Source organism: Arthrobacter sp. E44 (assembly GCF_041877125.1).
GTDB lineage: Bacteria > Actinomycetota > Actinomycetes > Actinomycetales > Micrococcaceae > Arthrobacter.
Genome location: NZ_JBHDJA010000004.1, coordinates 53,712 through 79,711 on the forward strand (window position 1 = coordinate 53,712; position 26,000 = coordinate 79,711).

Consider the following 26,000-nt stretch of genomic DNA (forward strand, 5'->3'; position numbering starts at 1 on the left):
GGAAACCATGACTGACGCCGAAGTATTTCCTGCCCCCGTTGTCCTGTGGTCCCACCCGGAAGACCAGCGCGCCGGTAAACCGCTACTGGTCCTGCTCCACGGCTACGGTGCCAATGAGCAGGACCTGCTCAGCCTTGCCGACATGCTGCCAAGGGATTTCGCCGTCGCGTCCATACGGGCGCCCATCGCCATGGGCCCCGGCTTTACCTGGTTCCCGCTTACCGCGTCCATCGAGTACTCGCTGGAGCGGGTCAAGAAGGCCTCGGCCTACGTGCTGGACTGGATCGACGCCATCAGGCCCGGCCACCCTTCGGTGACTCTCCTGGGCTTCTCCATGGGCATGGCCATGGCCACCACGCTCCTGCGCCAGCGGCCCACGGACTTTGCCGCCGTCGTCGGACTCTCAGGCTTCGTGGTGGACGCGGCCGGCGACCCCACGTTCAAAGACGACGAGCTGGACGGCACCGTGCCCATGTTCTGGGGCCGGGACCAGCAGGATCCGGTGATCACCCAGGACAAGATTGAGTTCACCATGGGCTGGGTCCGCAAGCACGTCAAGCTCACCAAGGTGCTCTACACCGGCATGTGGCACGGCATTAACCAGCAGGAGATCGGGCACGTGGGGGAGTTCCTCACGCATGAGGTGCTGAACAAGTAGGACGTACGACGGCGGCGGGCCAGCCGGTGCGGGGTTAGTCCGCCTGGGGTGCCACCACGCGGACGGTCTGGCCGTTCACCGTGACGGTATCCCCGTTGTGCAGCTGCCGGCCGCGGCGGTCGTCGATCTCGCCGTTGACCTTGACCAGCCCGTTCTTGATGAGCTCCGCCGCCTCCACGCCGTCCTCCACGAGGTTGGCGAGCTTTAGCAGCTGACCCAGCCGGATCATGCTGTCGCGGATGGGGACGTCGTCAATGGGGTTGCTCATACAGCAATAATGCCTGAACTAAGGTGGATTCAATGACCTCCCCTTCGCGCCTGCCGGTACTCGCAGGCCTGCCCCTGGCCGTGGGATCCGGCCTTGCCATCCCCGTCCAAGGCCGGATCAACGGGGCGTTGGGTGCGCGGCTCAACGATGGAATCGCAGCCGCGGCCGTGAGTTTCAGCACAGGCCTGCTGGTCATGATCATCATTTCCCTGGTGTTGCCGCGCGGACGGGCCGGGCTGGCAAACATCCTCCCGGCTGTACGGAACCGGGCCTTCCCCCGGATCTACGTGGTGGCAGGCGCCATCGGCGCGCTGTTTGTCTTTGCCCAGTCCTTCACCGTCGGCATCCTTGGAGTAGCGCTCTTCACCGTCGCCACCGTCACCGGGCAGACCGTAAGCGGCCTGCTGGTGGACCGGCTGGGAATCGGCCCGGCCGGAAAGAAATCTGTGACGGGCATCCGCATCATCGGCTGCATCCTGACCATCGCCGCCGTTGCGTGGGCGGTGTCCCCGCGCTTCAGCAGCGGGGGCTCCGGGGACGGCGCGGCCGGACTGCTCCTTCCCCTCCTCCTGCCGGTGGCGGCGGGCTTCCTCATGAGTTTCCAGCAGGCCATGAACGGCACCGCCACGGTCCACTACGGGACGCCCATCGCGGCCACGTTGGTCAACTTCGTGGCCGGCTGCATCGTGCTGTGGGCAGCGTTCGCGGTGAAGCTGGCCGTGGCCGGTCCCGCCAACCCCCTGCCGGGGGAGTGGTGGTACTACCTGGGCGGCCCAATGGGCTGCGTCTTCATCGGCCTGGGGGCCCTCCTGGTCCGCAGCCTGGGCGTGCTGGTCACGGGCCTGGGCATGATCGCCGGCCAGTTGCTCGGCTCGCTGGGCCTGGACCTGGTGCTCCCCGCGCCGGGCACCATCGTGGCTCCCGCCACCGTCCTGGGGACCCTGTTGACCCTCGCCGCGATCATCCTGGCAACCCTGCCCTGGCCGCGGGGCGCGCTGCGCAGGCAGCGGCCGGTACGCTAGGACACGAGCTTTCCACCGTCTTCCTTCATCCGCCCCGACGCATTGCCCGCTGTGCCCAGGCACGCAGGAGCCGGGGCCCGAACAACCCGCGGACCGCACCCAGCGGCCCTGTAGAAAATTGGAGTTATCCCATGGCAGCAAAATCCGTCCTCGACCAGGTCATTTCCCTCTCCAAGCGGAGGGGCTTCGTGTTCCAGGCCGGTGAGATCTACGGAGGCTCGCGGTCTGCCTGGGACTACGGGCCCCTTGGCGCGGAGCTGAAGGAAAACATCAAGCGCCAGTGGTGGCAGTCCATGGTCCGCGGCCGCGAGGACGTGGTGGGCCTGGACTCCTCCGTGATTCTGCCCCGCCAGGTCTGGGAAGCCTCCGGCCACGTGGAGGTCTTCTCCGACCCCCTGGTGGAGTGCCTCTCCTGCCACAAGCGCTACCGTGCGGACCACCTCTTGGAGGAATACGAGGAGAAGAAGGGCCGCCCCGCCGAAAACGGCCTGAAGGACATCGTCTGCGCCAACTGCGGCACCCGCGGCCAGTGGACCGAGCCGCAGGAGTTCTCCGGCCTGCTCAAGACCTACCTGGGCCCCGTGGCCAGCGAGGAAGGCCTGCACTACCTGCGCCCCGAGACCGCGCAGGGCATCTTCGTGAACTTCAACAACGTCCTCACCACGTCCCGGAAGAAGCCGCCGTTCGGCATCGGCCAGATCGGCAAGTCCTTCCGCAACGAGATCACGCCCGGCAACTTCATCTTCCGCACCCGCGAGTTCGAGCAGATGGAGATGGAATTCTTCGTGGAGCCCGGCACGGACGAAGAGTGGCACAAGTACTGGATGAACGAGCGCATGGCCTGGTACACCGGCCTGGGCATCCGCGAGGAGAACCTGCGCTTCTTCGAGCACCCCAAGGAAAAGCTCAGCCACTACTCCAAGGGCACCACGGACATCGAGTACCGCTTCGGCTTCCAGGGCTCGGAATGGGGCGAGCTGGAAGGCATCGCCAACCGCACCGACTTCGACCTCTCCACCCACGCCAAGGCCTCCGGCACGGACTTGAGCTACTTCAACCAGGCCACCAATGAGCGTTACACGCCGTACGTGATCGAGCCTGCGGCCGGCCTGACCCGTTCCTTCATGGCGTTCCTGGTGGACGCCTACACCGAGGACGAGGCGCCCAACGCCAAGGGCGGCGTGGACGTCCGCACCGTGCTGAAGCTGGACCCGCGCCTGGCCCCGGTCAAGGCCGCCGTGCTGCCGCTGAGCCGCAACGAGGACCTGTCCCCGAAGGCCAAGGCCCTTGGCGCCCAGCTGCGGAAGAACTGGAACATCGACTTCGATGACGCCGGCGCCATCGGCCGCCGCTACCGCCGCCAGGACGAGATCGGCACCCCGTTCTGCATCACGGTGGACTTCGACACCCTCGAGGACCAGGCCGTCACCATCCGCGAGCGGGACACCATGAGCCAGGAACGCGTCTCCCTGGACAAGGTGGAGGGCTACCTGGCGGCACGGCTGGTCGGCGCCTGAGCATGGCCATCGAATACCGTGAATGGCGCGACGGCGACGACCTGGCGCTCCTGGAAATCTGGGGTGACCCGGACACCGCCCAGGCCCGCCAGTTCCGTGGCGCGCTCGCAGTGTCCTCCAACGGCAGGGACGGCATGCCCTGGCGCCGCTGCATCGTGGCGGAAGATGTCGTTGACGGCGTGGGCATTCCCGTGGCCGCCGGCGTCGTCTATGAAGCCTCGCTGCACCCCGAGCGCCTGTGGACGTACATCGAAGTGGCAAAGGACCACCGCCGGGCGGGCATTGGGGCCAGCCTCCTGACCATGTTGCGGCGCGAAGCCGGGAACGCGCCGTCGGGCGTCAGCAGGCTCCGTGCCAAGGTGGAACCCGGCAGCGCAGGTGCCGCGTTCGCTGAAGAATCCGGGCTGGCGCCGATCCAGCGCTCCCGGCTGGTCATCGTGGAACCCGGAGCCCTGAAGCTGCCCGTCTTCCCGGACAAGGACCACGGCGGCCGCCCCATTGACGGTGAAAACGCCGGCTCCGACATTGTGATGGACCTGGCCACCGGCTCGGTGGAGCTGACGGACGTGGTGGGCCGGTACTACACCTCCATCCACGGCTGGGACTCCCCGGGCGTCCTGTCCGTCGGCCAGGTGCAGAGGCTGTTCCTGGACGAGCTCACCGGAGCCCACGGAGCCATCGTCCTGCGGGCCCAGCCGGAATCCGCGTTCGGCCAGGGAGTGGCGCCCAGCAAAAAGGGCCGCATCCGCGCATTCGCGGTCAGCTACGCCGCGCCCGCGGACCCGGATGCCGCGCCGGCCCATCTGGACAGCTCGGGCGCAGAGGCAACGGGTGCCGACACCCCCACGGACGTGTTCGTGGGGCACGAGCCATCCCTCGCCGCTGACGATGCCGCCGAAGCCGTCCGCGACATCCTTGCCCTGATCGCCTACCAGCACCCGGTCATGCTGGAACTGGACGATTCCATGACTGCCCTGCGCGCCGCCGTCGAGCCCCTCCTGGAGAGCGGCAAAGCCCGGCTGGCGGGCGCCGAAACCCTGGTGGTTTCGGACTAGCGACTGCCGGTCCACATCATCACCGCCGTGCCACGCGCCGTCCCTGGGACGGCGCGTGGCATTGCCGTTTAAGCCGGCTACTTTGTGCGGGGAGCACGACGGCGGCCCGCGGCTGCGTCAGCCGCGTCCAGCAGTTGCCGCTCGGCGTCGGTGGGGGCGCTGCCGCCCAGGTGTGCGGGCATCCACCACGCCCCTGGTCCGGGCTGAAGGGGGAAGCCGGCGATGCAGCGGTCAATCCCCGCCTGGAGCGTGGTGCGCAGCCTCTTCGTGGCAGTGTCCGCGTCAACGTCCGGCGGATACACTATCGGCCCGCCAACCCGGACCTGGATGGGAGCGCGCCAGCTGCGCCGCAGGGAGAAGCCATGGCCGCGGGTCAGGATCCGGTGTGCGCCCCAGACAGCCACCGGGATGACCGGGACGCCCGCCTCCGCCGCCATGCGTACAGCCCCGGTCTGGCACTCGCGGACCGTGAAGCTGCGGCTCACGCCCGCTTCGGGGAACACGGCCAGGTACTCGCCGGCGCGCAGCTTGGCCACGGCGGTGCCGTAGGCATCGGAGCGATCGGTGTATCCCACCACCACCTGGCCGGAGGCGCTGATGGCGGGGCCGGCCAGCCAATGGTCCGCGGCGCCCTGGTGGACCAGGAACCGCAGCTGGGCACGGCTGCGGTGCCACAGGAGCAGCTCAAGGACGGCGAAGTCCAGGTAGCTGAAGTGCGTGACTGCGAACACCGCGCCTCCGCCGGGGGTCACCTGCCGGGTCGGGCCGGCCGGGGGTGGTGCCGCCGGGAGGTGCTCCAGGCCCTCTGCGCGGATGTCCAGTTGCAGGGCCCAGCGGAGGAACAACCCGGTGCGGACGATCAGCCGGTAGAAGCGGTCGTTGGATGGAGGACGCCAGGGCATGGCCGGGCGGCCTAGAGGGTGACCTGGACGGAGGAGTCCGGCAGCAGCCCGGTGAAGGCCCGGGACGGCTGGACCGCCGCCCCTGTACTCTCGGCGAAGGACTTGATGACAAAACCGGCGGCGAGGGTGTGCCAAATACGGACCTTGCGGAGCATGAAGTGCCCCACGCCCCTCAGGGACACGTACTGCATGCTGGCTGCGTCCGGGGCGGCGCGCCGGGCGAAGGCAAGGGACTGCGTGGGGCTGGTCATGTGGTCCGTGGTCCCGTGGATGATCAGGACCTTCCGGCCGGTAACCCTGTCCGCAGGGGTTTGCGGGTCCAGCCAAGGGGCCAGCGCCACCACAGCCTCCACCTGCGGATGGTCCGCGGCGCATACCGCAGTCAGGCCGCCCATGGAGTGGCCCAGCAGGAACACCGGCACATCGGGGTGGCGTTCTGCGATTTGCCGCAACGCCCACCGTGCATCCTGCAAGGGGGACATGTCGGGCCCATTCCAGCCGCGGACACTGTTGCGCAGGGACCAGACGGCCAGCCCGTGTTTCCGGCCCGCACGGTGCAGGTGCCGGGCGAAGGGCACCATGCGCGCCGGGCTCAGGTGCCGGGCCTCCACCGGGTCCCGGGAGTGGGCCTTGCCGCCGTGCAGGACCAGGACCACTCCCTTGGTGTCACCGGAGGCATCCAGGACGCTGAGCACGGGCTGGTGGACCGGGACCATCGGCACCTGTCCGGCCTTTGCGCTTCCTGCCGGGGAAACTTCTGCCCCACGATAACCGGCCCCACCCCTGCCATGGTTGTCCATGCCTGGTACCTCCCCATCCCGATGGTCCATTTACCAACCCTATGGCGCCGCACGTAGAGTTCAACCATGAGGTTGTACTGCTGATGGGCGCCGGTCACTCCCACGCTTCCTTGGATCATTCGGAGCCGACGCCCCAGGCGATGGCTGCCCGCAGCAAGGCGAACCGCATTTTGGCTGCAGTGCTGATTCCCCTGGCGCTGCTGACCCTGGCCGGGATGGCCGCGCTTTGGCCCTCGGGGAGCAAGGAGGGCATCTCGCTCGCCAATCCGTACTCCACCGCCCCCGGGGTCACCTTCGATACGGGCACCATCCAGAGCGTGCTGACCGGGAGCTGCATGCAGGGGCCCGGCCAGCAGGGTTCAAACCAACAGGGCACGGGTCAACAGAGTTCCGGCCAGCAGGGTTCAAACCAACAGGGCTCCGGCCAGCAGGGTGGTGCCGCTCAGCAGCAGCCAAACCAGGGCTCGGAGTGCACTTTCGCCTTCACCGAGCCGGACAAAGGCGGCAGCCCGGTCAAGGTGGTCATCAACCCGGACGTGGCCGCCTCCCACGGCGTCAAACCGGGGGACCAGATCCGTTACCTGAACCTCTCCAACGTCCAGGGCGCCACAGGGGCGCAGGGTTCGCCGGCCTACATCTTCGTCGACTTCGTCCGCACGCTGCCGATTGTCCTGCTCGCCGTGCTCTACGCCGTGGTGGTCATCGCCGTTGCCCGGTGGCGCGGGCTCCGGGCCCTGATCGGCCTGGTGGGCGCCTACGTGGTGCTCGCGAACTTCCTGCTCCCCGGCCTTGTGGAAGGCAAACCGCCGCTCCTGCTGGCCCTGGTGGGATCCACCGTGATCATGATCGGGGTCCTGTACTTCGCCCACGGATTCTCCGCGCGGACCTCAACGGCGCTCCTGGGCACCATCTTCGGGCTGGCCATTACCGCCCTGCTGGCAGCCTGGGCCACCGATGCCGCCAACCTCGCCGGCGTGGGCAGCCACGACGCCGCCACCCTGGTCAACACCTCCTCGAACATATCGATCTCCGGGGTAATCCTTTGCGGACTCATCATCTCCGGCCTGGGCGTTCTCAATGACGTCACCATTACGCAGTCCTCGGCCGTCTGGGAGCTTTACGAACTGGCACCTGCCAGCAGCGCCCGGAAGCTGTTCACCTCCGCCATGCGGATCGGCCGCGACCACATCGCCTCCACCGTGTACACCATCGCCTTCGCCTATGCCGGTGCCGCGCTGCCCATCCTGATCATCGTGATGCTGTACGACCGGCCCCTCATGGACACCCTCACCAGTGCCGAACTCTCCGAGGAAGTCATCCGGACGCTGGTGGGTTCCATCGGGTTGGTCCTGGCCATTCCAGTCACCACCCTGATCGCGGTGCTCGTGGTCAAGGCAACCGGCATCAGGGCAGCGGGTGTCCCGGCGGTAAGCGCCGGACCAGGCAACGGAAAGCACGACGACGGGCCCGGCAACGCGGACGACGTGGCGGACACGGGGTCGCTCGCCGCCGCCGCGCTGGAGGAGCGCCGGCGGCGTACCGCCGTCGAACCCGCCGATGAAGCGGCAAGCCGGCGGGGCAGGCGCGCGGACCGCGGCTGAGACCCTGCCGGGCGCACCCCGTGGTCCATTCCGGACCACCGATTTGCCCGCCTTTGCAACAATGGACAAGTGACTGTTGCAGCAACTCCTCCCGCCGCCAAGCTGGAACTCCCGCCCCTGAAGCTGGGACCCATCACGGTTGACACCCCGGTGATCCTGGCCCCGATGGCCGGCATCACCAACTCCGCCTTCCGCAGGCTCTGCCGTGAATACGGCGGCGGCATGTACGTGGCGGAGATGGTTACGTCCCGCGCGCTGGTGGAACGGACGCCCGAATCCCTCCGCATCATCTCGCACGACGACGATGAGAAAGTCCGCTCCGTCCAGCTGTACGGCGTGGACCCGGTCACGGTGGGTGCCGCGGTGCGGATGCTCGTTGAGGAGGACCGCGCGGACCACATCGACTTCAACTTCGGCTGCCCCGTCCCCAAGGTGACCCGTCGCGGCGGCGGCTCTGCGCTGCCCTGGAAGATCGACCTCTTCACCTCCATCGTGCAGACCGCCGTCAAGGAAGCATCCAAGGGCAACGTCCCGCTGACCATCAAGATGCGCAAGGGCATCGACGACGACCACCTGACGTACCTGGACGCCGGCCGGATCGCCCGCGATGCCGGTGTTGCCGCCGTCGCGCTCCACGGCCGCACGGCCGCGCAGTTCTACTCGGGCAAGGCCGACTGGTCGGCCATCGCCCGCCTGCGTGAGGCACTGCCCGACATCCCCGTGCTGGGCAACGGTGACATCTGGTCCGCCGAGGACGCCGTCCGGATGGTCCGGGAGACCGGCGTTGACGGTGTGGTGGTGGGCCGTGGCTGCCAGGGCCGGCCCTGGCTCTTTGGCGACCTGCAGGCCGCATTCGAAGGCAGCGACGTCCGCCACCGCCCCAACCTGCGCCAGGTGGCCGAAGGCGTATACCGGCATGCCGAACTGATGGTGGAAACCTTCGGTGACGAAGGCAAGGCACTGCGCGAGATCCGCAAGCACATCGCCTGGTACTTCAAGGGCTACGTCGTGGGCGGCGATCTGCGCACCAGGCTGGCCCTGGTCACCAGCCTGGAGGTGCTCCGGGACACCCTCGCCGAGCTGGATCTGGACTCGCCCTATCCGGGAGTGGACGCCGAAGGCCCGCGCGGCCGCGCCGGCTCGCCCAAGAAGCCCGCCCTGCCCAAGGACTGGCTGGACTCCCGCGCCCTCAACGATGACCAGTCCCGGGATATCGCCGCTGCCGAACTGGACGTTTCCGGTGGCTGAAACACCTACCGCCGGAACCCCCACCGCCGCCCTGGCTCTGCCCGGCTACGACGCCCATGATTCGGCGCGCTGGATGGAGGAGCCGCCCAAGAGCACCTACCGCTCCGACTTCGAACGGGACCGTGCCAGGGTGCTGCACTCCTCAGCCCTGCGCCGCCTGGGCGCCAAGACCCAGGTGGTGGCACCGGATACGGACGACTTCGTCCGCACCCGCCTCACGCACAGCCTGGAAGTGGCACAGGTGGGCCGCGAGCTGGGCCGGGCGCTGGGCTGCGACCCGGACGTGGTGGACACGGCCTGCCTCAGCCACGACCTGGGCCACCCGCCCTTCGGCCACAACGGCGAATCGGCCCTGAACGAGGTGGCGCATGCCATCGGCGGCTTCGAGGGCAACGCCCAGACCCTCCGCCTGCTCACCCGGCTGGAACCCAAGGTGCTCACGGCTGACGGCCGGCCCGCCGGGCTGAACCTCACACGCGCAAGCCTGGACGCGGCGTCGAAATACCCTTGGTCCGCCCTGGAAGCACCGGTGATCCACGGGCAGCGGACCAGCAAGTTCGGCGCCTACGAGGACGACCTCCCCATCTTCAACTGGATCCGTGAAGGAGCCCCGGAGCGCCGGACCTGCCTGGAAGCCCAGGTGATGGACCTCGCGGATGACATCTCCTATTCCGTGCACGACGTGGAGGACGCGATCGTTGCCGGCCACTTCCAGCTGCGCTGGATGGACAACCCGGACCACCGCGCCCGCGTGGTGGGCTACGCCAAGCAGTGGTACCTGCCGCACAACGACCCCGCCGCCATCGACGCCGCCCTGGCCCGGCTCGAGGCTACCGACGTCTGGGTGCGTGAGGCGGACGGCAGCCGCAAATCGATGGCAGCCCTCAAGAACATGACCAGCCAACTGATCGGCAGGTTCTGCCAGTCAGCCCTGGAAACCACCCGCGCCGTTTATGGGCCGGAAAACCTGACGCGGTACAACGCCGAACTCATGGTTCCGGATGAGACCGTCATGGAAATCGCGGTGATGAAGGGCCTTGCCACCACCTTCGTCATGACCACCGAACACCGGCAGCCCATCTACGAGCGCCAGCGCGAGGTGCTCCACGCCCTGGTCACTGCCCTCAGCGCCACCGGAGACCGGCACCTGGAGCCGATGTTCGCGGCGGACTGGCGGGCAGCGGACGACGACGGCGCACGCCTTCGCGTGGTCATCGATCAGGTGGCGTCCCTCACCGACGGGTCGGCCCTGGCCATGTACGAGCGCCTGGTGGGGAGCCTGCCCTCGCTCTGGTAGCCGTCCTTCACTCCTGCCCTGGGAAACTCCTGGACACCCGCCTGATCAACAGCTTCCTTAAAGCATCTACACAGGAAGCAGGCGCACCATGGAGGGAAAGGCAGGCCGCCAGGAACGGGAGCAGGTCATGAGTACTCGCAGCAGGGGCAAGCGCCTGGCCACCGGAATTACGGCAGCCGTAAGCGTTGGCAGCTTCGCTGCCGCAGGCGTGGCGGCGTCCGCTGTGTATGCCGCAACTCCGTCCGTCATTGCCAGGACAACTGCAGGTACGGACAGCAGCACGCAGGACCGCGGTGCGCAGGGGAGCACGCCCAAGTCCGGTTCCGGCCGCTCTGATGACGACGGTTCCGGCACCCGGCAGGACAGTGGTGCCGGGCAGAACAAGGGCACGGGCCAAAATGGTGGCTCGCGGCGCTCCAAGAGCTACGGCAGCACCAGCCCAGTCCAGCCCGGCAACGGCGGCACAATCCACGGAAGGTCCTCCGGGTCCTGACGTGGCCGGTTCAGACACCACCCACCGCACTGGTGGCCGCGATTCTGCAGCGGCCCCTGAAAGCGAAGCAGCTGTAGCTCCCACAGCACAATCCAGCTGGACGGTATGGGAACTCGAGGCAGCCATCACGGTGACGGTCCCCGGCTCGCTGGATGCCGCGGAAGAGATCGTTCGTCAGGTGCTGGCGGCGGTGGACCGTGCCTGCAGCCGCTTCCGCGCAGATTCGGAACTGGTGGCGCTCCAGCCGCGGATGGCATCCGGCGTCCGGGTGAGCCCCATGTTCCGGCTGCTCCTGGAGCGTGCCCTGGACGCCGCCAGGATGACCCACGGCGCTGTTGATCCCACCCTGGGAGCGGATCTGGCAGCCCTGGGCCACGGTCCGGCCCTAGCTGCCACGCCGGGGATCCGCAGCCTGCCGGTTTCGCCGGTGCACTCGGACCCGGTGGCCACCCGGGTGCCCGGTTGGTCCCGCCTCCGCCTCGACGACGACACGCTGACCCTGCCGCCCGGGCTTAGCCTCGACCTGGGCGCATCGGCCAAGGCCGTCGCAGCCGACCTTGCCGCCGCCGAGGTGCACCGGCGGCTGGGCTGCGGGGTACTCGTGAGCCTGGGCGGAGACCTGGCCAGCGCAGGACCTGGGCCGCACCAACAGCACATCCGGCAGGACGACCAGTCGGACGTGAACCCCGGCCAGTGGCAGATCGTGGTGCAGGACCTTCCCGCCGACCCCGCCCAGCACATCTCCCTGGCTCCGGGATTTGCCCTGGCAACATCCAGTACCCAAAAGCGCCGCTGGCTCCATCAGGGCAGCCAGGTCCACCACATCCTTGACCCCCGTTTCGGCCTGCCTGCCGAAGCGGTGTGGCGCTCGGTGACCGTGGCGGCGCCTGCCTGCCTGGAAGCGAACGCCTTCAGCACCGCGGCCATCGTGCGCGGCTTCAAGTCCCTCGAGTGGTTCCGGGGCGAGGGCATATCCGCACGGTTCGTGGACAGCCGCGGCAGGGTGGCGACCACCGGGGGTTGGCCCGCCGAAAACTATCTCCCCGCCGAAAGCTATAACCCCGCCGAAAGCTTCCGCCCAGCCAAAAGCTCCGGAAGGGGAGGCCTGAGCCATGGATGAGGCAATGTGGGCTTTCGGGCGCGTCAGCGGCTTCGTGTCACTGGCACTGTTTACCGCGTCGGTACTGTTGGGCATCCTGAACCGGTCAGGCCGGCCCCTGCTGGTGCTGCCCCGGTTCTCCATCAGCCTCCTGCACCGGAACATTGCCCTGCTCGCCACGGTTTTCCTGGGGCTGCACGTTGGAGCACTGCTCCTTGACTCTTTTGCCAAGCTAAGTCCCGTGGATATCGTGGTGCCATTCCTGGGGTCGTACCAGCCGTTCTGGCAGGGGCTGGGAACCGTCGCCCTGGACCTGGTCCTGGCCGTCGTGGTCACGGGGCTGCTGCGGCACCGGATCGGGCAACGTGCCTTCAAGGCCGTCCACTGGCTCAGCTATGGCGTCTGGCCGGTTGCCATGGCGCACGCCCTCGGAAACGGCACTGACGTGTCAAGCGGATGGTTCCTCCTCCTCGCTGCCGTGTCCGCGGTGGCCGTTGCCGCGACCATGGTGTGGCGGCTGAGCCCGTCCTTTCTCGAAACCTTCCGCGCCAGGCAAGGAAACCTCCCGTGAGCCAACCGGGTGACAGCCACCGCCAGGAGCCGCGCCTCCTGGCGGCAGGCCCTGATGCAGGGTGGGCGCGGCACCTGGACACCTTCGGCCCGTGGGAGCCGCAGGCGGCAGGACCGGGCCTGCTGGAAGTGCTCGCTGAATCCGGACTAACCGGCCGGGGAGGAGCCGCATTCGAAACCTGGCGCAAGGCCACCGCCGCTGCCGGTTCCGGGCGGAAGGGTTTGTTTGCCGCCCGCCCCGTGGTGATTGCCAACGGTGCCGAGGGCGAACCGCTCAGCTTCAAGGACCGGACACTCCTCGCACACGCGCCCCACCTGGTCATTGACGGGCTGGTCGCGCTCGCCGCCGCCCTGGGCCAAACGGGCGGCAGAACAGGCAGCCAGACAAGTACGGGCGGCACCAGCATGTACGTCTACGCGCCGGCGGCCAGCCTGCCCCGCCTTAGGCAAGCACTAGGGGAGCGTCCGGGCGGCAGGCGGATCCATGTGGTGCAGGCTCCCGAAACGTTCATCTCCGGTGAGTCGAGCGCCGTCGTCAACATGATTGCGAACGGTACCGCCCTGCCTACGGACCAGCGCCGGCGCCTCAGCGAGTCGGGCCTGAACGGCCGCCCCACACTGGTGGTCAACGTCGAGACCCTGGCCCAGGTGGCCTTGATCGCCCGCTATGGCGCGCAGTGGTTCCGGCAGGCGGGCACCGCCGCAGACCCTGGCACCAGGCTGGTGTCCGTCTCCGGGCCAGCCCCGGTACGGGACGTGGTGCTGGAGGTACCCGGCGGGGTGCAACTTTCCGCCGTCCTGAAGGAAGCGGGAATGGATCCCGGTTACTTGTCCGCCGTCCTGGTGGGCGGGTACCACGGCCGGTGGGTGCGGCCGGCAGACCACGCCCTTGCACCCGCGGGACCGCCGGGCCGGACGGCCCGCCCCGGAGCGGGAGTAATCCACGCCCTGGACCTGCAGACCTGCGGCATCCAGGCCACGGCCGGGATCGTCAGCTACCTGGCCGGCCAGTCCGCCCGGCAGTGCGGCCCCTGCATGTTCGGCCTGCCGGCCATGGCATCAGTCCTCAACCGGATCGCGGGAGGGGAAACGAATCCGCGGCTTACCGTCGAGCTGGACCGCCTGGGGCGGCTGGTCTCCGGGCGGGGCGCATGCCGCCACCCGGAGGGGACCACGGGACTGGTCAGCAGCGCACTGGAGGTCTTCGCCGCTGACTTCCGCGCCCACCTGGCCGGGTACTGCGCAGGCCCGGGAGGCGTGGCGGCATGAAAACGTACCTGCACATCGACTGGACCAGCTGCGATGGCCGCGGCCTGTGCTCGGAACTGCTTCCCGGTGTGCTCGACCGGGACGACTGGGGGTACCCCGTGGCGCGCGGCAAGGTGGGCGGTGAACGCACGGACGTTCCGCTGCGGGACGCTGACCTGGACGCGGCGCAGGAGGCCGTCTTCCTCTGCCCGAGGCTGGCACTCAGCCTGGTGCAGCGGACGGCGCCCGAACCGGGACAGCGGACACCCGGCAGGTAGGCCGGGCCAGTGGCACCAAGCCAGTGACACTAAGATTGCTGTGTGGCTGGGCTGATCAAACGTGAAGATATCGATGAAGTACGCCAGCGCACGGACATCAAGGAAGTTGTTGACGGCTACGTAACGCTGAAAGGCGCCGGGCTGGGAACCTTCAAGGGTCTGTGCCCCTTCCACGATGAGCGCTCGCCGTCCTTCACCGTCCGTCCCCAGGTGGGCCGGTACCACTGTTTCGGCTGCGGTGAGGACGGGGACGTCATCGCCTTCGTGCAGAAGCAGGACCACAGTTCCTTCCAGGAGGCTGTGGAAAAGCTCGCCGCGCGGATCGGGTACGAGCTGCGCTACGAGGACGGCGGAACCGGGCCTAACCGCGAGGAAGTGGGCCGGCGCCAGCGGCTGCTTGACGCGCACAAGATCGCCGACGAGTTCTTCCGCGCCCAGCTGCTCACCCCCGGCGCGGCCGAGGCCCGCAACTTCCTGTTCGGCCGGGGCTTCGACCGGGCAGCCGCGGAACACTTCGGCTGCGGCTACGCGCCGCAGGGCTGGGACGGGCTCCTGAAGCACCTGCGCGGCCGCGGCTTCACCGATGCCGAACTCAAGCTCACCGGCATGTTCAGCGAGGGAAACCGGGGCATCTATGACCGCTTCCGTGGCCGCCTCATCTGGCCCATCAAGGACATCGCCGGCGACACCATCGGCTTCGGCGCCCGGAAGCTCTATGAGGACGACCAGGGCCCCAAGTACCTCAACACCCCGGAGACCACGCTCTACAAGAAATCCCAGGTCCTCTACGGTATCGACCTGGCCAAGAAGAGCATCGCCAAGGACCGCCAGCTGGTGGTGGTGGAGGGCTACACAGACGTCATGGCCTGCCACCTTGCAGGAATCACGACGGCGGTGGCCACCTGCGGCACCGCGTTCGGCACCGAGCACATTAAGGTCGCCCGGCGGCTTCTGTCCGATGACGGCACCGGGGGAGAAGTGGTGTTCACCTTCGACGGCGACGCCGCCGGGCAGAAGGCAGCCCTGCGCGCCTTCGAGGAGGACCAGCGGTTCACCGCCCAGACCTTCGTGGCCGTGGAACCCACCGGAGCCGATCCCTGCGACCTGCGGCTCAGCAGGGGGGACGAGGCAGTGCACGCCCTGATCCAGTCCCGGCGGCCCCTGTTCGAGTTCGCCATCCGCACCACACTGAAGCAGTTCAACCTGGACACCGTGGAGGGCCGCGTCCAGGGCCTGAAGGCTTCGGTGCCGGTGGTGGCGGCCATCCGCGACGGTTCCACCCGGACCGGCTACTGCCAGGCGCTGACCGGCTGGCTGGGCATGCCCGACCCCAATGAGGTCCTGCGCATGGTCAATGCCGAGGTGAAGAACGCAGCGAAACGGGGGGACGCCGGAGGTCCCGGCGGCCAGGGCACCACCAACCGTGGACAGCAGCAGCGCAGCCAAGGCTACGAGGGCAGGGGATTCGAGGGCCAAAACGGCCAGGCACCTGCCGGCGGCCCCGGCGTGGCTGCCGGGCCGTCGTCGGGCGCTGTCCCTTCCTTCCACCGTCCCGACCCGCGCGACCCCGTAGCCTCCATGGAGCGGCAGGCGCTGGAGGTGGCCCTGCAGCAGCCGTCGCTGCTGGCCGGCGACGTTTGGGACCGCTTCGACGCAGCCCGCTTCTCCACCCCTGCCTTCCAGGCCGTGCATGACGCCATGCGCGCCACCGGGCCAGGACTGGTGGGTGACCCCGTGCGCTGGGTGGAACACGTCATGCATGAGGTCCCGGAACCCCTGCGGCCGCTGGTGTCGGAACTTTCGGTGGTGCCGCTTCCGGCCCATACGGAGGAGGCGGTGCTGAAGTACTGCCGCGACATCCTGTCCCGGCTTTTCGAACTCCAGATCACCCGGATCAAGGCGGACAAGATGGGCCAGCTGCAGCGCCTCGACGCCGCGGCCGACCCGGAAACGTACCAGCGGCTCAACCGCGAACTGATGATGCTTGAGATGGAACGCCGGGCACTGCGGGCCGAGGCATAGGCCGCGGCGTCCGCGCGGCACCAGGAAGTGGGGGAGGTCACGTCCCGCCCGATTTCGTTTCCGCCGCGGGTGTTTGCTAGGCTGGTACCCGCTTCATTCCTCCTTAGCTCAATTGGCAGAGCATTCGACTGTTAATCGAAGGGTTGCTGGTTCAAGTCCAGCAGGAGGAGCTTCCAATCCCCGTTCCGGCTTCCGGAACGGGGATTTTTGTTGCCCGTTTTGTACGCCGCGAGGCTTGTTGTGGCCCGCGAAACCGCCGATTTCCCTTGGGCCGGAAACCTTTGCTAATGTCATACCTGCTTCATTCCTCCTTAGCTCAATTGGCAGAGCATTCGACTGTTAATCGAAGGGTTGCTGGTTCAAGTCCAGCAGGAGGAGCGCTACGAAAAATCCCCGTTCCTCCAACTGGAGGAACGGGGATTTTTTCTTGCCGCGGGCCTGGAAGCCTGGGATGGGGAAGATAGGCTCACACGAAGTCCATTTCCACCTGCAGGAACCTTTCGGCCTCGGCGATGGCTGACTCGAACGCTTCCCGCTCGGTGGGGGACTTCCGGGGTTCGCGCGGATTCCATTCGTGCGGGGCCGAGTGGATCCGGACAAACCCGGCATCCGGCGGGGCGTAGAAGATGCCAAAGCGCTGCACAGGCCATTCCGGCGAGGTTTCCGGGGCCACCAGCAGGGCGGCCTTGAAGGCTGGGTTGAACCATTGGGCGATGGGCCGGCGCCGGTCCTCCGTGAACAAACCTGCCGCATACAGCGCCGCCGACTGCTGGCCTGCCTGCGCGCACAGCCGCTCCCACCACAGTGGCAGGATCCTGGCGTCGCACCGTTGCCATGTGGCCGGAAGAGGCGGTTGGTTCTGCCAGCTGGACACGCGATCATTTTATCGCGCTGGGCTCTATCGCGCAGTGCCGCCGCAAGCCAGGAACGGCGGGCGTCAACCGGCAAGTCCGGCAGCAGGAGCAGTCAGCGGCGGTTGCGGCGGCCCGGATTCACCCGGTACAGGAGTGCGGCGCCCGCCAGCGTCCCCAGGATGATGCCCCAGGCGGGGTTGCCCACGGCACGGCCGGCAAAATAGCCCACGACGGCGCCAAGCACCGCCCCGAGGAAGAGCCCCCTGCCATTGCGATGCGGTTTGCGGGCCATGTGCTGCCTTCCTGGTGCCTGGCGGCTGCGGTCAGTGGATTGAAGTCCCTGATGGATCGAGGGTACTTAGTGAATGGAAGGAACCGTGCGCGGCCGGACCACCAGCCAGAGTGCTCCAATGGCCACCAGGATGCACGATGCCTGAACCGCCCCCATGGGTGCCGCGCTGGTGATGCCGACCCAGCCCACCACGGGGGAGATCAGCCCGGCCATGAGGAATGTGGCCGCGCCGAGCAGGGATGCCGCGGTTCCCGCTTGGGAGGCGTGGCTTGCCAGGGCCAGCACCTGCACGCAGGGGAACATGAAGCCGGTGCCCAGGATGTAGAACCACAGGGGCACCATGACGCCCCAAAGCCCCAGGCCCAGCTGGTCCAGGACCACGATCAGCACGGCCATCAGGAACATCCACGCTGTGGCACAGGCCAGGATCCACTGCGGCGGGACGATCCTGATCAACCGCGAGCTGGTCTGCACGCCCGCCACGATGCCCAGCGAGTTGATGCCGAAGAGCAGCCCGTACTGCTGGGCCGAGAACCCGAAGACGTCCTGGAAAAGGAACGGGGAGGCGGACAGATACGTAAAGAGGCCGCCGAAATTAAAGCCGGCCACCAAGAGCAGCCCCACGAAGATCCGGTCGCTGAAGAGCGCCTTGTAGCGCTGCCTGGCCGTCATGCCGCTCTGGCCCCGCTTCTCCGGCGGAAGCGTTTCACGCACCACGACCAGGGCCGCCACGATGACCAATGTCCCGTATGCGGCCAGGAACACGAAGATGCCGGGCCACGGCATCACCAGGAGCAGCTGTGAACCAATCACCGGTGCCAGGATGGGCGCCAGCCCGTTGACCAGGGCCATCCGCGAGAACATCCGCACCATGGCGTACCCGGAGAACAGGTCGCGCACCATGGCCATAGCCACAACGCCGCCGCCGGCCGCGCCCACGCCCATGAGGACACGGAACACCCCCAGCGTGGCGATGTCAGTGGACAGGGCTGCACCCATCGACGCTGCGATGTGCACTGCAGTGGCAAGGATCAGCGGGGTCCGTCGCCCGAACTTGTCGCTGAAGGGGCCCACCACCAGCTGGCCGAACGCAAAACCGACGGTGGTGCCAGCCAGGGTGAGCTGAACCTGCGCCTCGGTCACCCCAAGGCTCGCCTCCAGCGCGGGGAAGGCGGGCAGGTAGAGGTCGATGGTGAACGGACCGAGGGCTGTCAGGGCGCCCAGGAGGAGGATGTAGAGGAGCTTGCGGCGGCGGCTCAGCAGGTCGCCCGGATTGGGGGGATTGGTCACGGAGAACAATCCTAGGCCCGGCCAGGACTGTTTTTGCAGCGTTGTAGGCCGCGCCGTCCGGCAAGCCCCCAAGTTCGCCCTGAACCTGAATGGTAGTTTTGGTGGCGTGGACTGTGCGGCTGCACATTTCCGCAGCAAACGGAAGCAGTATCGACCCATGAAACCAGTAAGGCGGAACCGATGAGCGGACGTCACAGCGGGCGTACCAGCCCGGGATTGCGCATCACTGCGCTGCCCGGAACGGCAAGACTCCTTTTTCGGTTGGCCCCACGCCAGCTCAACGACGAGATCGCCTTCGCCAAGATCGAACTCAAACGCAAGGGCATCCAGGTGGGGGTGGCCGCGGCCTTCTTCGCGGTGGCACTCCTCTTCCTGGCCTTCCTGGTTGTTGGCCTGATCGTCGCGGCCATCATGGGCCTGGCCACCATCATGCCTGCCTGGCTGGCAGCCCTCCTGGTCTCCGCGGCCTTCCTGCTGATAGCGCTCGTCGGCGGACTGATTGGCCTCGCGCGGTTCAAGAAGGCCATGCCGCTGATGCCCGAGGAAACCATCCGCGGCATCAGGCACGATATCGGCGTTGCCCGGGAAGGCTCCGCGTTCAACCCCGCCATCCTGGATCCGGAGAGCCCCGAGGCGAAGGCTGCGAAGGCGGCCAAGGCCGAGGCCGCGGCCAAGGCGAAGGCTGAAAAGGAAGCGAAAGCGGCCCGTGAGCAGCAGGAGTTCCCGCACGCCTCCGAACCCGAGCTGGCGCGCCGCCTGAGCCAGCGGCGGCACCACCTCACAGAGGTCCGCGACGAACTCGGTACTGAGCTGGACTTCAAGACCCAGGCCCGCTACCTGCTGGCCGCTGCGCAGGTCAAGGTGCGCGAAGGCCAGGTGCTGGCGCAGCACGGCGTGGACGCGGCGGGCGAAAGGCTCGCGGCGTTGTCCGGTTCCACGGACCTCTCCAGGCGCTGGAAGCCATTGGCCGCCTTCGTGGCCGCGGGAACCGTCCTGGTTGTCCTCCTCCGCAGGTTGTTCCGTTCCAACTAGCCTGCTGCTCCACAAGCACTCCCGGCACACAATCAATCACTGAAACACCGCGCTCCGGCGCAGCAGGAAGGAGAGGGGGACGGGTGAAATTCATTGGTGCAGGCGCCCGCCCCGGCCGTCCCCAGGTGGACCATGACCTCGTGTTCACCATCCCCAACCTGCTCACAGTGGTGCGGTTCATGGGTGTTCCGCTCTTCATGTGGCTGGTCCTGGCCCAGAAGGAATACGGCGCCGGCGTGATCGTCCTGGCCGTCATGGCCGGTACGGACTGGATTGACGGCTACATCGCCCGGCGCTTTGACCAGGCCTCCAAGCTCGGCAGGGTCCTGGACCCGATCGCCGACCGGCTGGCCCTGCTGGCCGTGGCTTTCACCCTGGTGATTGCCGGCGTCGTGCATTGGCTCTACCTGGCCGCGCTGGTGGTCCCTGATGCCGTGCTGCTGGCCCTGACGCTGTCCTTCTTCCATGGCCATCCGGACCTTCCCGTCAGCGTGGTGGGCAAGGTGCGGACCGGCCTGCTGCTCCTGGGCACCCCGCTGCTGGTCCTCTCCCGCCTGGATACCGGCGCTTCGGACCAGCTCTTCGTAGCCGCCTGGGTGGTATTGGGCCTTGGCCTGATCGGCCACTGGATTGCCGCGTACAACTACTTCTGGGCCATCCTGCGAAAGGGCAGGGAACTTAAACGGCACGACGGCGGGAACGGCTGATGGTGTGGCTTGCCGTCGGCCTGGCGGTGCTCGGCGCCTTCTGCCTCGCCCTGGGTGCCCAGCGCCAGGGCAGCGCCGTCAAAGCCGATACCGGCGGACTCGCCCTGAGTTCCAACGGCTTCCTGCGCCTTCTCCGCAATCCCCGGTGGATGCTCGGGCTCCTGCTGCTGTGCACCGGCATGGCGTTGAACGCCGTAGCCCTGGTGTCCGCGCCGCTCACGGTGATCCAGCCCATCGGCGCCATCGCCCTGGTAATCACCACCGTGGTCAACGCCCGCGACCAGGACCTGTCCATCAACCGCGCCACCGCCGTCTCCATCGGCGCCTGCGTCACCGGCTCGGCACTCTTTGTCCTCTTGGCGGTTAACGTCACCCAGGAAAACCATCATGTGAGCCCGGAGGACGAGCTCACCATCGTGTTGCTGCTGGCCCTGGCTGTGGGGCTGTTCGGCACGCTGGCAGTGACGTTCAGGCACCGGATGAATGCGTTCATCTACATCCTGGGCGCGGGCATCCTCTTCGGCTTCGTGGCGGTCCTTACCCGGATCATCGGCAAACACCTCCTGGACCCCAACGGACTCTTCCTGCTCAACGTCCAGTGGTACTCAGTGGTGGCCATCATCGCGGCCGGCGGCCTGGGCTCGTGGTTCGTGCAAAGCGCCTACTCCACAGGGCCGCCCGACCTGGTCATCGCCGGACTCACGGTAATCGATCCCATGGTGGGCATTGCCATCGGCATCATCATCCTGGGCGAACTGCGTCCCGACGTCCATGCGGTCATGGCCATTGCGATGGGAACGGCTGCGTGCCTTGCTATCGTTGGGGTAATCGCCCTTTCCCGGCACCACCCGGAGGTCACCAAGCGCAAGAAGGACGCGCGCAAGGCCGCCGGCAGGCCGTCCCACTAGCCCATTTCCGTCCAGATTCAGCAACCCACGAGGCCTGCGCCCCTGCGCCACCGGCCAACCGTGCTGTCAGTTACATGCTGTCCGCACCGTGACCATCAGGAGTACTCCCCATGACCACGCCAGCCGACCAGCGTCCCCTGACCATCCTCATCGCCGCCGACACCTATCCGCCGGACGTCAATGGTGCTGCCCAGTTTGGCTACCGCCTGGCCAAGGGCATGACTGCCCGAGGCCACAACGTCCATGTCCTGGCGTCCCGCGACAGCAAGGGAAAGAGCTTCACCGAGTTCCGCGAGGAAGCAACCGTGCACCGGCTCCGCTCGCACAAGGCGTTCACCCACGAGAGCTTCCGCCTCTGCTTCCCGTGGGAAATCAAGAAGGAAATCAGCCTCCTCTTTGACCGCGTGAAGCCTGACGTCGTGCACATCCAGAGCCACTACATGATTGGCGAGCACGTGCTCTACGAGGCCGTAAAGCGCGGCGTCAGGATCATCGCCACCAACCACTTCATGCCCGAAAACCTCAACCCCTTCCTGCCGTTCCCGCAGTGGTTCAAGGACATCATCGGGCGGGTTTCCTGGAAGGACATGGGCAAGGTCATGGGCCAGGCCGACGTGGTGACAACCCCCACGCCGCTTGCCGCCCGGGCCATGCACGAGCACGCCTTCTTGCGGAAGGTGCTCCCGTTGTCCAACGGCATCGACTCAACGGCCTATGAGTTGCAGCCCGGCGAGCACATCGAACCGCATGCCCATCCCACCGTCCTGTTCGCCGGCCGCCTTGCGGAGGAAAAGCATGTGGACGTGCTCATCGAGGCCATCGCGAAGACGCCGCCCGAGTTGAACGTTCACCTGGAAATCGTGGGCGGGGGAGAGGTGCGCCCTGCGCTTGAGGACCTGGTGCGGCGGCTCGGGCTCAGCAGCCGGGTCAAGTTCCTGGGCCTTGCCAGCGACGAAGAACTGCGCAAGGCGTACATCCAGGCGGACCTGTTCTGCATGCCCGGAACGGCTGAGCTGCAGTCCCTGGTCACGCTGGAGGCCATGTCCGCTTCCACCCCGGTGGTCCTGGCCGATGCCATGGCCCTGCCGCACCTGGTGCGCGATGGCGAGAACGGCTACCTCTTCACCCCCAACGACAGTGACGACCTCGCCAAGAAGATCACCCAGGTCCTGCAGCTTCCCAAGGACCAGCAGCGCGCCATGGGCCGGGCCAGCCGGCAGATGGTGGAGCCGCACAGCCTCCAGGGAACGCTGCAGACCTTCGAGGACCTGTACCGGGGCGCCACGTACGAGGACAAGGTGGTCTGAACCAGTTCCCGGGTTTGCTAGAGTGTTTTTGCCCTGCTGGAGCGTGGTGTTCCATTACGTATACGCAGGGTTTGGGGGGCTATAGCTCAGCTGGTTAGAGCGCGGGACTCATAATCCTAAGGTCCTCGGTTCAAGTCCGAGTAGCCCTACCGCCAACCAGGAAGAACCGCGCACGACAGTCTTCGTCGGACGCGGTTCTTCTTGGTTAACCCGGACCCCTGCGGTAAGTTACTGCCCAGTAACATTCCGTGCCCGGTTCCGCTGCACGGCCAGCGCTGATCACCAAAGAAGGTACCCATGGCAACCTCCGCAGCCGAATCCCACGAGCTTCCCTACGCCGACGGCGACTTCTTCGCCTTCGAGCAGCTTCTGTCCGGCAAGGAACAGGACAGGCTCGCCGAGGTCCGCGACTTCCTGGCGCGCGAGGTCAAACCCCTTGCCGTGGACTGCTGGAACCGCGGAGAGTTCCCGATGGAGCTGGTGCCCAAGTTCGCCGACCTGGACCTGGTCAGCCCGGTCCGGCGGCAGGGATACTCGAACCTCTTCGCGGGAATGCTGCATGCCGAGGTCACGCGTGCCGACGCATCGATCGCCACCTTCCTGGGGGTACACGACGGGCTTTTCACCGGCTCCATCGAGCTGTTGGCATCCCAGGAGCAAAAGGACGAGTGGCTGCCCGACATCTATGCCCTGAAGAAGATTGGCGCCTTCGGCCTGACCGAGCCGCTGGGGGGCAGCGACGTGGCCGGCGGAACCCGCACCACGGCGCGCCGGGACGGCGGCAACTGGATCCTCAACGGGGCAAAGCGGTGGATCGGCAACGCCACCTTCTCCGACTGGGTGGTCATCTATGCCCGCGATGTTGCGGACAACCAGGTCAAGGGCTTCCTGGTGGACACCACCCTGGCTGGATTCAGCGCCACAAAGATCGAAAACAAAATCTCCCTGCGCACCGTCCAGAACGCCGACATCGTCCTGACGGACGTGGTTGTCCCGGACCACTTCAAGCTGGCCAACGCCAACAGCTTCCGCGACGTCAACAAGGTACTCAAGGCCACCCGGCTTTCCGTTGCCTGGCAGGCCGTTGGGCTCCAGCTGGCCGCGTTCGATGTTGCCCGCCGCTATGCCGTGGAGCGGCACCAGTTCGGACGGCCGCTTGCCTCCTTCCAGCTCATCCAGGACCAGCTGGTCCGGATCCTGGGCAATACCGTCAGCTCCATGGGCATGATGGTGCGCCTCTCCCAGTTGGAGGACGCGGGCGCGGCCAAGGACGAACAGTCCGCCCTGGCCAAGGCCTTCGCCACCGGCCGCATGCGGGACAGCGTGGCCCTGGGCCGCGGCATCCTGGGTGGAAACGGCATCGTGACCGACTATGAGATGGCCAAGATCTTCGCCGATGCCGAGGCCATCTACTCCTATGAGGGCACCGCCGAGATCAACACCTTGGTAACCGGCCGGGCCATCACAGGCATCTCAGCCATCGTCTAAACAGGAAACCCCTCTGCTGCTTTTCTTGCCGGCCTACGGCGGGCCGGGCAGGGGAAGCAGGATGGACGGGCGAAGGTCCAGGACAAATTGCAGGGGATTGACGTAGTCCTCTCCTTCCCGCACTCCCCAGTGCAGGCACTGCGCCGCGGGGCAGTGGCCGGGGATGGCGGTCCCGATCAACTGGCCGGCCGCCACTGTGGACCCTGCGACCAGCGTGCTGTCCACCGGCTCGAAGCTGCTGCGCAGCCCGCCGCCGTGGTCGATGGTGATCACGGGGCGGTCCACCACCACGCCCACAAAGCTGACCGTTCCGGCCGCCGGTGACACAACCTGTGTTCCTGCCGCGAAGTCCAGGTCCACGCCGCGGTGCCCGCTGAGCCATGGCTTGGGCGGGGGATCGAAGCCCCGCAAGACCCGCGGGCGCGGTGCCAGCGGCCACTGCCAGGAAGGCCTGGCACCCACCCCGGCAGCCGTCGTCGTCCTTTCCTGCTGGGTGCCGGCGGATTGGGCCCGGGAAGGCTGCCCGTGAGCCGCGGTGTACTGGAAGGCCGGGCCGGGTGAGGCCACGGACGCCGGCAGCAGCAGGAGCGCCGCCAGGAGGACCGGTGGTTTCATGCCACCAGCCTGCCCGGCTGCCTGCGGGGCCGGCAGCCCCGGTTCCGGCTATGTGGACAACGCCTCCGGCGGGGCACTTTCCTGTCCAGCAGCCGGGAGCGCCTGTAGTACACTTGATGGAGCAGTTTGCTGCGCCCTCAACGCTTCCCGTCCAAGTGGCCCACCCTCGTGGTGCATCGCCCTGTCCGGATTGCGTCGGCACATCTCATTCAGGAGTGTGGGGGAGCGGCGGCTGACTACGCGCATCCAGCCCTCCGGCAGGCAACGCCCCGGCGTCGCCATTGGAGGACCGCACTTCCTGCGGTCAGGCTTTGTTCCTGATGGGAAGAACGGTGGATGCCAGGAGCACGGCCCAACCGGGCCACGCTAATCAACCGTCAACTATTGGCAGGGTAAGAAGCCTCCGGGTTTTCTCATGAATGACCTGCCGGAAAATAAGGAGCGCCGGAATGCCCGTCGTAACCATGCGCCAGCTGCTTGACAGCGGCGTCCACTTTGGACACCAGACCCGCCGTTGGAACCCGAAGATGAAGCGCTTCATCTTCACCGAGCGCAACGGCATCTACATCATCGACCTGCAGCAGTCGCTGTCCTACATCGACCGCGCCTACGAGTTCGTCAAGGCCACTGTTGCCCACGGCGGCACCGTGCTCTTCGTCGGCACCAAGAAGCAGGCCCAGGAAGCAATTGCCGAGCAGGCAACCCGCGTGGGCCAGCCCTACGTCAACCAGCGCTGGCTCGGCGGTATGCTGACCAACTTCCAGACGGTCGCCAAGCGTATCCAGCGCATGAAGGAACTCGAAGAGATCGACTTCGACGACGTCGCCGGTTCCGCTTACACCAAGAAGGAACTGCTGCTCCTCAAGCGCGAGCTCACCAAGCTGGAGTCCAACCTGGGCGGTATCCGCAACCTGACCAAGGCACCGTCCGTGCTGTGGGTTGTCGACACCAAGAAGGAACACCTCGCCGTTGACGAGGCCAAGAAGCTGAACATCCCGGTTGTGGCCATCCTGGACACCAACTGCGATCCCGACGAAGTTGATTTCCCGATCCCGGGCAACGACGACGCCATCCGCTCCGTGAACCTCCTGACCCGCGTTGTCGCCGACGCCGTTGCCGAGGGCCTGATCGCCCGCAACAACCGCGGCACGGGCGCCACCGAAGCTCCGGAAGAGCCGCTGGCCGAGTGGGAGCGCGAGCTCCTCGAAGGCAGCAAGGCAGAAGCCGCCGCCGCTCCGGCAGAAAACGCTGAAGCTCCGGCTGCCGCCGAAGCTCCGGCTGCCGCCGAGGCTCCCGCTGCCGAGGCTCCCGCCGAAGACGCCAAGTAAGACATCTAAATCCGGATTCTCCGCGCTGTCCGCAGCCGGAGCTGCTGACAGGATGGCAACCCGCACCCGTGGGTTGCCGTCCTGTCGGTCCGTACACCACC

Annotated in this window: 26 protein-coding genes and 3 tRNA genes; 22 read left to right on the top strand and 7 right to left on the bottom strand. The window is 67.1% G+C overall.

The genetic code is table 11. The annotated features are described in order from the left end of the window. The first annotated feature begins 7 nt into the window (after positions 1-7). Entirely contained in the window at positions 8-658 is a 651-nt protein-coding gene (locus tag ACETK3_RS05285; protein WP_236821686.1) for an alpha/beta hydrolase, read from the top strand. A 34-nt stretch (positions 659-692) separates the two neighbouring features. Here ACETK3_RS05285 and ACETK3_RS05290 read toward each other — a convergent pair whose 3' ends face one another. After that, positions 693-926, bottom strand: coding sequence for an RNA-binding S4 domain-containing protein (locus ACETK3_RS05290; RefSeq protein WP_236821687.1), 234 nt, complete (start codon positions 924-926; stop codon positions 693-695). 32 nt (positions 927-958) lie between these two features. Between ACETK3_RS05290 and ACETK3_RS05295 the strand changes: the two genes are divergently transcribed. The 3 genes from ACETK3_RS05295 to ACETK3_RS05305 all read left to right on the top strand — a co-directional run bounded on the left by ACETK3_RS05295 (position 959) and on the right by ACETK3_RS05305 (position 4,520). Next, entirely contained in the window at positions 959-1,948 is a 990-nt protein-coding gene (locus ACETK3_RS05295) for a DMT family transporter (protein ID WP_237430184.1), read from the top strand. Positions 1,949-2,079: 131 nt separating this feature from the next. Next, positions 2,080-3,465: a glycine--tRNA ligase gene (locus tag ACETK3_RS05300; protein ID WP_237430185.1), complete on the top strand. Its 1,386-nt coding sequence runs from the start codon at positions 2,080-2,082 to the stop codon at positions 3,463-3,465. A gap of 2 nt (positions 3,466-3,467) precedes the next feature. Then, complete coding sequence (locus ACETK3_RS05305) at positions 3,468-4,520, top strand: GNAT family N-acetyltransferase (RefSeq protein ID WP_236821690.1); 1,053 nt, start codon at positions 3,468-3,470, stop codon at positions 4,518-4,520. A 77-nt stretch (positions 4,521-4,597) separates the two neighbouring features. Here ACETK3_RS05305 and ACETK3_RS05310 read toward each other — a convergent pair whose 3' ends face one another. Both ACETK3_RS05310 and ACETK3_RS05315 read right to left on the bottom strand, forming a co-directional pair. Continuing rightward, positions 4,598-5,422 carry a 1-acyl-sn-glycerol-3-phosphate acyltransferase gene (locus tag ACETK3_RS05310; RefSeq protein WP_236821691.1) on the bottom strand — a complete coding sequence of 275 codons (825 nt, stop codon included), beginning with the start codon at positions 5,420-5,422 and terminating at the stop codon, positions 4,598-4,600. 11 nt (positions 5,423-5,433) lie between these two features. Beyond that, the gene (locus ACETK3_RS05315) at positions 5,434-6,138 is read right to left on the bottom strand and encodes an alpha/beta hydrolase (protein ID WP_237430485.1); all 705 of its coding nucleotides are present in this window, start codon (positions 6,136-6,138) and stop codon (positions 5,434-5,436) included. A 224-nt stretch (positions 6,139-6,362) separates the two neighbouring features. Between ACETK3_RS05315 and ACETK3_RS05320 the strand changes: the two genes are divergently transcribed. From ACETK3_RS05320 to ACETK3_RS05370, 11 genes are all read left to right on the top strand, one after another. Next, positions 6,363-7,823, top strand: a complete 1,461-nt coding sequence (locus ACETK3_RS05320; protein WP_237430486.1) for a YibE/F family protein — start codon at positions 6,363-6,365, stop codon at positions 7,821-7,823. A gap of 69 nt (positions 7,824-7,892) precedes the next feature. Next, positions 7,893-9,071 carry a tRNA dihydrouridine synthase DusB gene (gene dusB / locus ACETK3_RS05325; RefSeq protein WP_373992636.1) on the top strand — a complete coding sequence of 393 codons (1,179 nt, stop codon included), beginning with the start codon at positions 7,893-7,895 and terminating at the stop codon, positions 9,069-9,071. Further along, positions 9,019-10,368 carry a deoxyguanosinetriphosphate triphosphohydrolase gene (locus ACETK3_RS05330; protein WP_373462203.1) on the top strand — a complete coding sequence of 450 codons (1,350 nt, stop codon included), beginning with the start codon at positions 9,019-9,021 and terminating at the stop codon, positions 10,366-10,368. The genes dusB and ACETK3_RS05330 overlap by 53 nt, the downstream gene beginning before the upstream one ends. Before the next feature lie 127 nt (positions 10,369-10,495). After that, the gene (locus tag ACETK3_RS05335) at positions 10,496-10,861 is read left to right on the top strand and encodes a hypothetical protein (RefSeq protein WP_236821693.1); all 366 of its coding nucleotides are present in this window, start codon (positions 10,496-10,498) and stop codon (positions 10,859-10,861) included. Position 10,862: 1 nt separating this feature from the next. Next, positions 10,863-11,981, top strand: a complete 1,119-nt coding sequence (locus tag ACETK3_RS05340; RefSeq protein ID WP_237430187.1) for an FAD:protein FMN transferase — start codon at positions 10,863-10,865, stop codon at positions 11,979-11,981. Continuing rightward, entirely contained in the window at positions 11,974-12,531 is a 558-nt protein-coding gene (locus ACETK3_RS05345; RefSeq protein ID WP_237430188.1) for a ferric reductase-like transmembrane domain-containing protein, read from the top strand. Before ACETK3_RS05340 ends, ACETK3_RS05345 begins: the two co-directional genes overlap by 8 nt. Continuing rightward, the gene (locus tag ACETK3_RS05350) at positions 12,528-13,799 is read left to right on the top strand and encodes an NADH-ubiquinone oxidoreductase-F iron-sulfur binding region domain-containing protein (protein WP_237430189.1); all 1,272 of its coding nucleotides are present in this window, start codon (positions 12,528-12,530) and stop codon (positions 13,797-13,799) included. The genes ACETK3_RS05345 and ACETK3_RS05350 overlap by 4 nt, the downstream gene beginning before the upstream one ends. Further along, positions 13,796-14,056 carry a ferredoxin gene (locus tag ACETK3_RS05355; protein WP_236821697.1) on the top strand — a complete coding sequence of 87 codons (261 nt, stop codon included), beginning with the start codon at positions 13,796-13,798 and terminating at the stop codon, positions 14,054-14,056. Before ACETK3_RS05350 ends, ACETK3_RS05355 begins: the two co-directional genes overlap by 4 nt. A 42-nt stretch (positions 14,057-14,098) precedes the next feature. Beyond that, a complete protein-coding gene (gene dnaG, locus ACETK3_RS05360) occupies positions 14,099-16,078 on the top strand; it encodes a DNA primase (protein ID WP_236801856.1) in 1,980 nt (659 codons plus the stop codon). Between the two features lie 97 nt (positions 16,079-16,175). Continuing rightward, positions 16,176-16,248 (top strand) — tRNA-Asn (locus tag ACETK3_RS05365). A gap of 135 nt (positions 16,249-16,383) precedes the next feature. Next, positions 16,384-16,456: transfer RNA gene (locus ACETK3_RS05370), tRNA-Asn, on the top strand. An 88-nt stretch (positions 16,457-16,544) separates the two neighbouring features. Here ACETK3_RS05370 and ACETK3_RS05375 read toward each other — a convergent pair. From ACETK3_RS05375 to ACETK3_RS05385, 3 genes are all read right to left on the bottom strand, one after another. Then, positions 16,545-16,952 carry a hypothetical protein gene (locus ACETK3_RS05375; protein ID WP_236801857.1) on the bottom strand — a complete coding sequence of 136 codons (408 nt, stop codon included), beginning with the start codon at positions 16,950-16,952 and terminating at the stop codon, positions 16,545-16,547. A 92-nt stretch (positions 16,953-17,044) separates the two neighbouring features. Continuing rightward, entirely contained in the window at positions 17,045-17,224 is a 180-nt protein-coding gene (locus ACETK3_RS05380) for a glycine zipper 2TM domain-containing protein (RefSeq protein WP_236801858.1), read from the bottom strand. 66 nt (positions 17,225-17,290) lie between these two features. Beyond that, positions 17,291-18,514: a multidrug effflux MFS transporter gene (locus ACETK3_RS05385; protein ID WP_236801859.1), complete on the bottom strand. Its 1,224-nt coding sequence runs from the start codon at positions 18,512-18,514 to the stop codon at positions 17,291-17,293. A gap of 180 nt (positions 18,515-18,694) precedes the next feature. On the opposite strand from ACETK3_RS05385, the gene ACETK3_RS05390 reads away from it, so the two are divergent. The 6 genes from ACETK3_RS05390 (at position 18,695) to ACETK3_RS05415 (ending at position 23,956) form a co-directional block, all read left to right on the top strand. Further along, complete coding sequence (locus ACETK3_RS05390; RefSeq protein ID WP_236801860.1) at positions 18,695-19,546, top strand: phage holin family protein; 852 nt, start codon at positions 18,695-18,697, stop codon at positions 19,544-19,546. 83 nt (positions 19,547-19,629) lie between these two features. Then, positions 19,630-20,253 carry a CDP-alcohol phosphatidyltransferase family protein gene (locus ACETK3_RS05395; protein ID WP_236821700.1) on the top strand — a complete coding sequence of 208 codons (624 nt, stop codon included), beginning with the start codon at positions 19,630-19,632 and terminating at the stop codon, positions 20,251-20,253. Continuing rightward, positions 20,253-21,161: a DMT family transporter gene (locus ACETK3_RS05400; protein WP_236801862.1), complete on the top strand. Its 909-nt coding sequence runs from the start codon at positions 20,253-20,255 to the stop codon at positions 21,159-21,161. Before ACETK3_RS05395 ends, ACETK3_RS05400 begins: the two co-directional genes overlap by 1 nt. Before the next feature lie 110 nt (positions 21,162-21,271). Continuing rightward, a complete protein-coding gene (locus tag ACETK3_RS05405; protein ID WP_236821701.1) occupies positions 21,272-22,468 on the top strand; it encodes a glycosyltransferase in 1,197 nt (398 codons plus the stop codon). Positions 22,469-22,543: 75 nt separating this feature from the next. After that, positions 22,544-22,617: transfer RNA gene (locus ACETK3_RS05410), tRNA-Ile, on the top strand. A gap of 148 nt (positions 22,618-22,765) precedes the next feature. After that, positions 22,766-23,956 (top strand): acyl-CoA dehydrogenase family protein, encoded by a 1,191-nt coding sequence (locus ACETK3_RS05415; RefSeq protein ID WP_236801864.1) that lies wholly within the window; start codon positions 22,766-22,768, stop codon positions 23,954-23,956. Between the two features lie 33 nt (positions 23,957-23,989). On the opposite strand, the gene ACETK3_RS05420 is transcribed toward ACETK3_RS05415, so the two are convergent. Further along, positions 23,990-24,571, bottom strand: a complete 582-nt coding sequence (locus ACETK3_RS05420; protein ID WP_237430190.1) for a murein hydrolase activator EnvC — start codon at positions 24,569-24,571, stop codon at positions 23,990-23,992. A 449-nt stretch (positions 24,572-25,020) separates the two neighbouring features. Between ACETK3_RS05420 and rpsB the strand changes: the two genes are divergently transcribed. Then, complete coding sequence (gene rpsB / locus ACETK3_RS05425; RefSeq protein ID WP_237430191.1) at positions 25,021-25,899, top strand: 30S ribosomal protein S2; 879 nt, start codon at positions 25,021-25,023, stop codon at positions 25,897-25,899. Positions 25,900-26,000 lie beyond the last annotated feature (101 nt).

Coding starts and splice junctions, on each gene's coding strand:
- ACETK3_RS05285 (WP_236821686.1), top strand. CDS start 8: ATGACTGACGCCGAAGTATTTCCTGCCCCCGTTGTCCTGTGGTCCCAC.
- ACETK3_RS05290 (WP_236821687.1), bottom strand. CDS start 926: ATGAGCAACCCCATTGACGACGTCCCCATCCGCGACAGCATGATCCGG.
- ACETK3_RS05295 (WP_237430184.1), top strand. CDS start 959: ATGACCTCCCCTTCGCGCCTGCCGGTACTCGCAGGCCTGCCCCTGGCC.
- ACETK3_RS05300 (WP_237430185.1), top strand. CDS start 2,080: ATGGCAGCAAAATCCGTCCTCGACCAGGTCATTTCCCTCTCCAAGCGG.
- ACETK3_RS05305 (WP_236821690.1), top strand. CDS start 3,468: ATGGCCATCGAATACCGTGAATGGCGCGACGGCGACGACCTGGCGCTC.
- ACETK3_RS05310 (WP_236821691.1), bottom strand. CDS start 5,422: ATGCCCTGGCGTCCTCCATCCAACGACCGCTTCTACCGGCTGATCGTC.
- ACETK3_RS05315 (WP_237430485.1), bottom strand. CDS start 6,138: ATGGTCCCGGTCCACCAGCCCGTGCTCAGCGTCCTGGATGCCTCCGGT.
- ACETK3_RS05320 (WP_237430486.1), top strand. CDS start 6,363: ATGGCTGCCCGCAGCAAGGCGAACCGCATTTTGGCTGCAGTGCTGATT.
- ACETK3_RS05330 (WP_373462203.1), top strand. CDS start 9,019: ATGACCAGTCCCGGGATATCGCCGCTGCCGAACTGGACGTTTCCGGTG.
- ACETK3_RS05335 (WP_236821693.1), top strand. CDS start 10,496: ATGAGTACTCGCAGCAGGGGCAAGCGCCTGGCCACCGGAATTACGGCA.
- ACETK3_RS05345 (WP_237430188.1), top strand. CDS start 11,974: ATGGATGAGGCAATGTGGGCTTTCGGGCGCGTCAGCGGCTTCGTGTCA.
- ACETK3_RS05355 (WP_236821697.1), top strand. CDS start 13,796: ATGAAAACGTACCTGCACATCGACTGGACCAGCTGCGATGGCCGCGGC.
- ACETK3_RS05380 (WP_236801858.1), bottom strand. CDS start 17,224: ATGGCCCGCAAACCGCATCGCAATGGCAGGGGGCTCTTCCTCGGGGCG.
- ACETK3_RS05390 (WP_236801860.1), top strand. CDS start 18,695: ATGAGCGGACGTCACAGCGGGCGTACCAGCCCGGGATTGCGCATCACT.
- ACETK3_RS05400 (WP_236801862.1), top strand. CDS start 20,253: ATGGTGTGGCTTGCCGTCGGCCTGGCGGTGCTCGGCGCCTTCTGCCTC.
- ACETK3_RS05405 (WP_236821701.1), top strand. CDS start 21,272: ATGACCACGCCAGCCGACCAGCGTCCCCTGACCATCCTCATCGCCGCC.
- ACETK3_RS05415 (WP_236801864.1), top strand. CDS start 22,766: ATGGCAACCTCCGCAGCCGAATCCCACGAGCTTCCCTACGCCGACGGC.
- ACETK3_RS05420 (WP_237430190.1), bottom strand. CDS start 24,571: ATGAAACCACCGGTCCTCCTGGCGGCGCTCCTGCTGCTGCCGGCGTCC.
- rpsB (WP_237430191.1), top strand. CDS start 25,021: ATGCCCGTCGTAACCATGCGCCAGCTGCTTGACAGCGGCGTCCACTTT.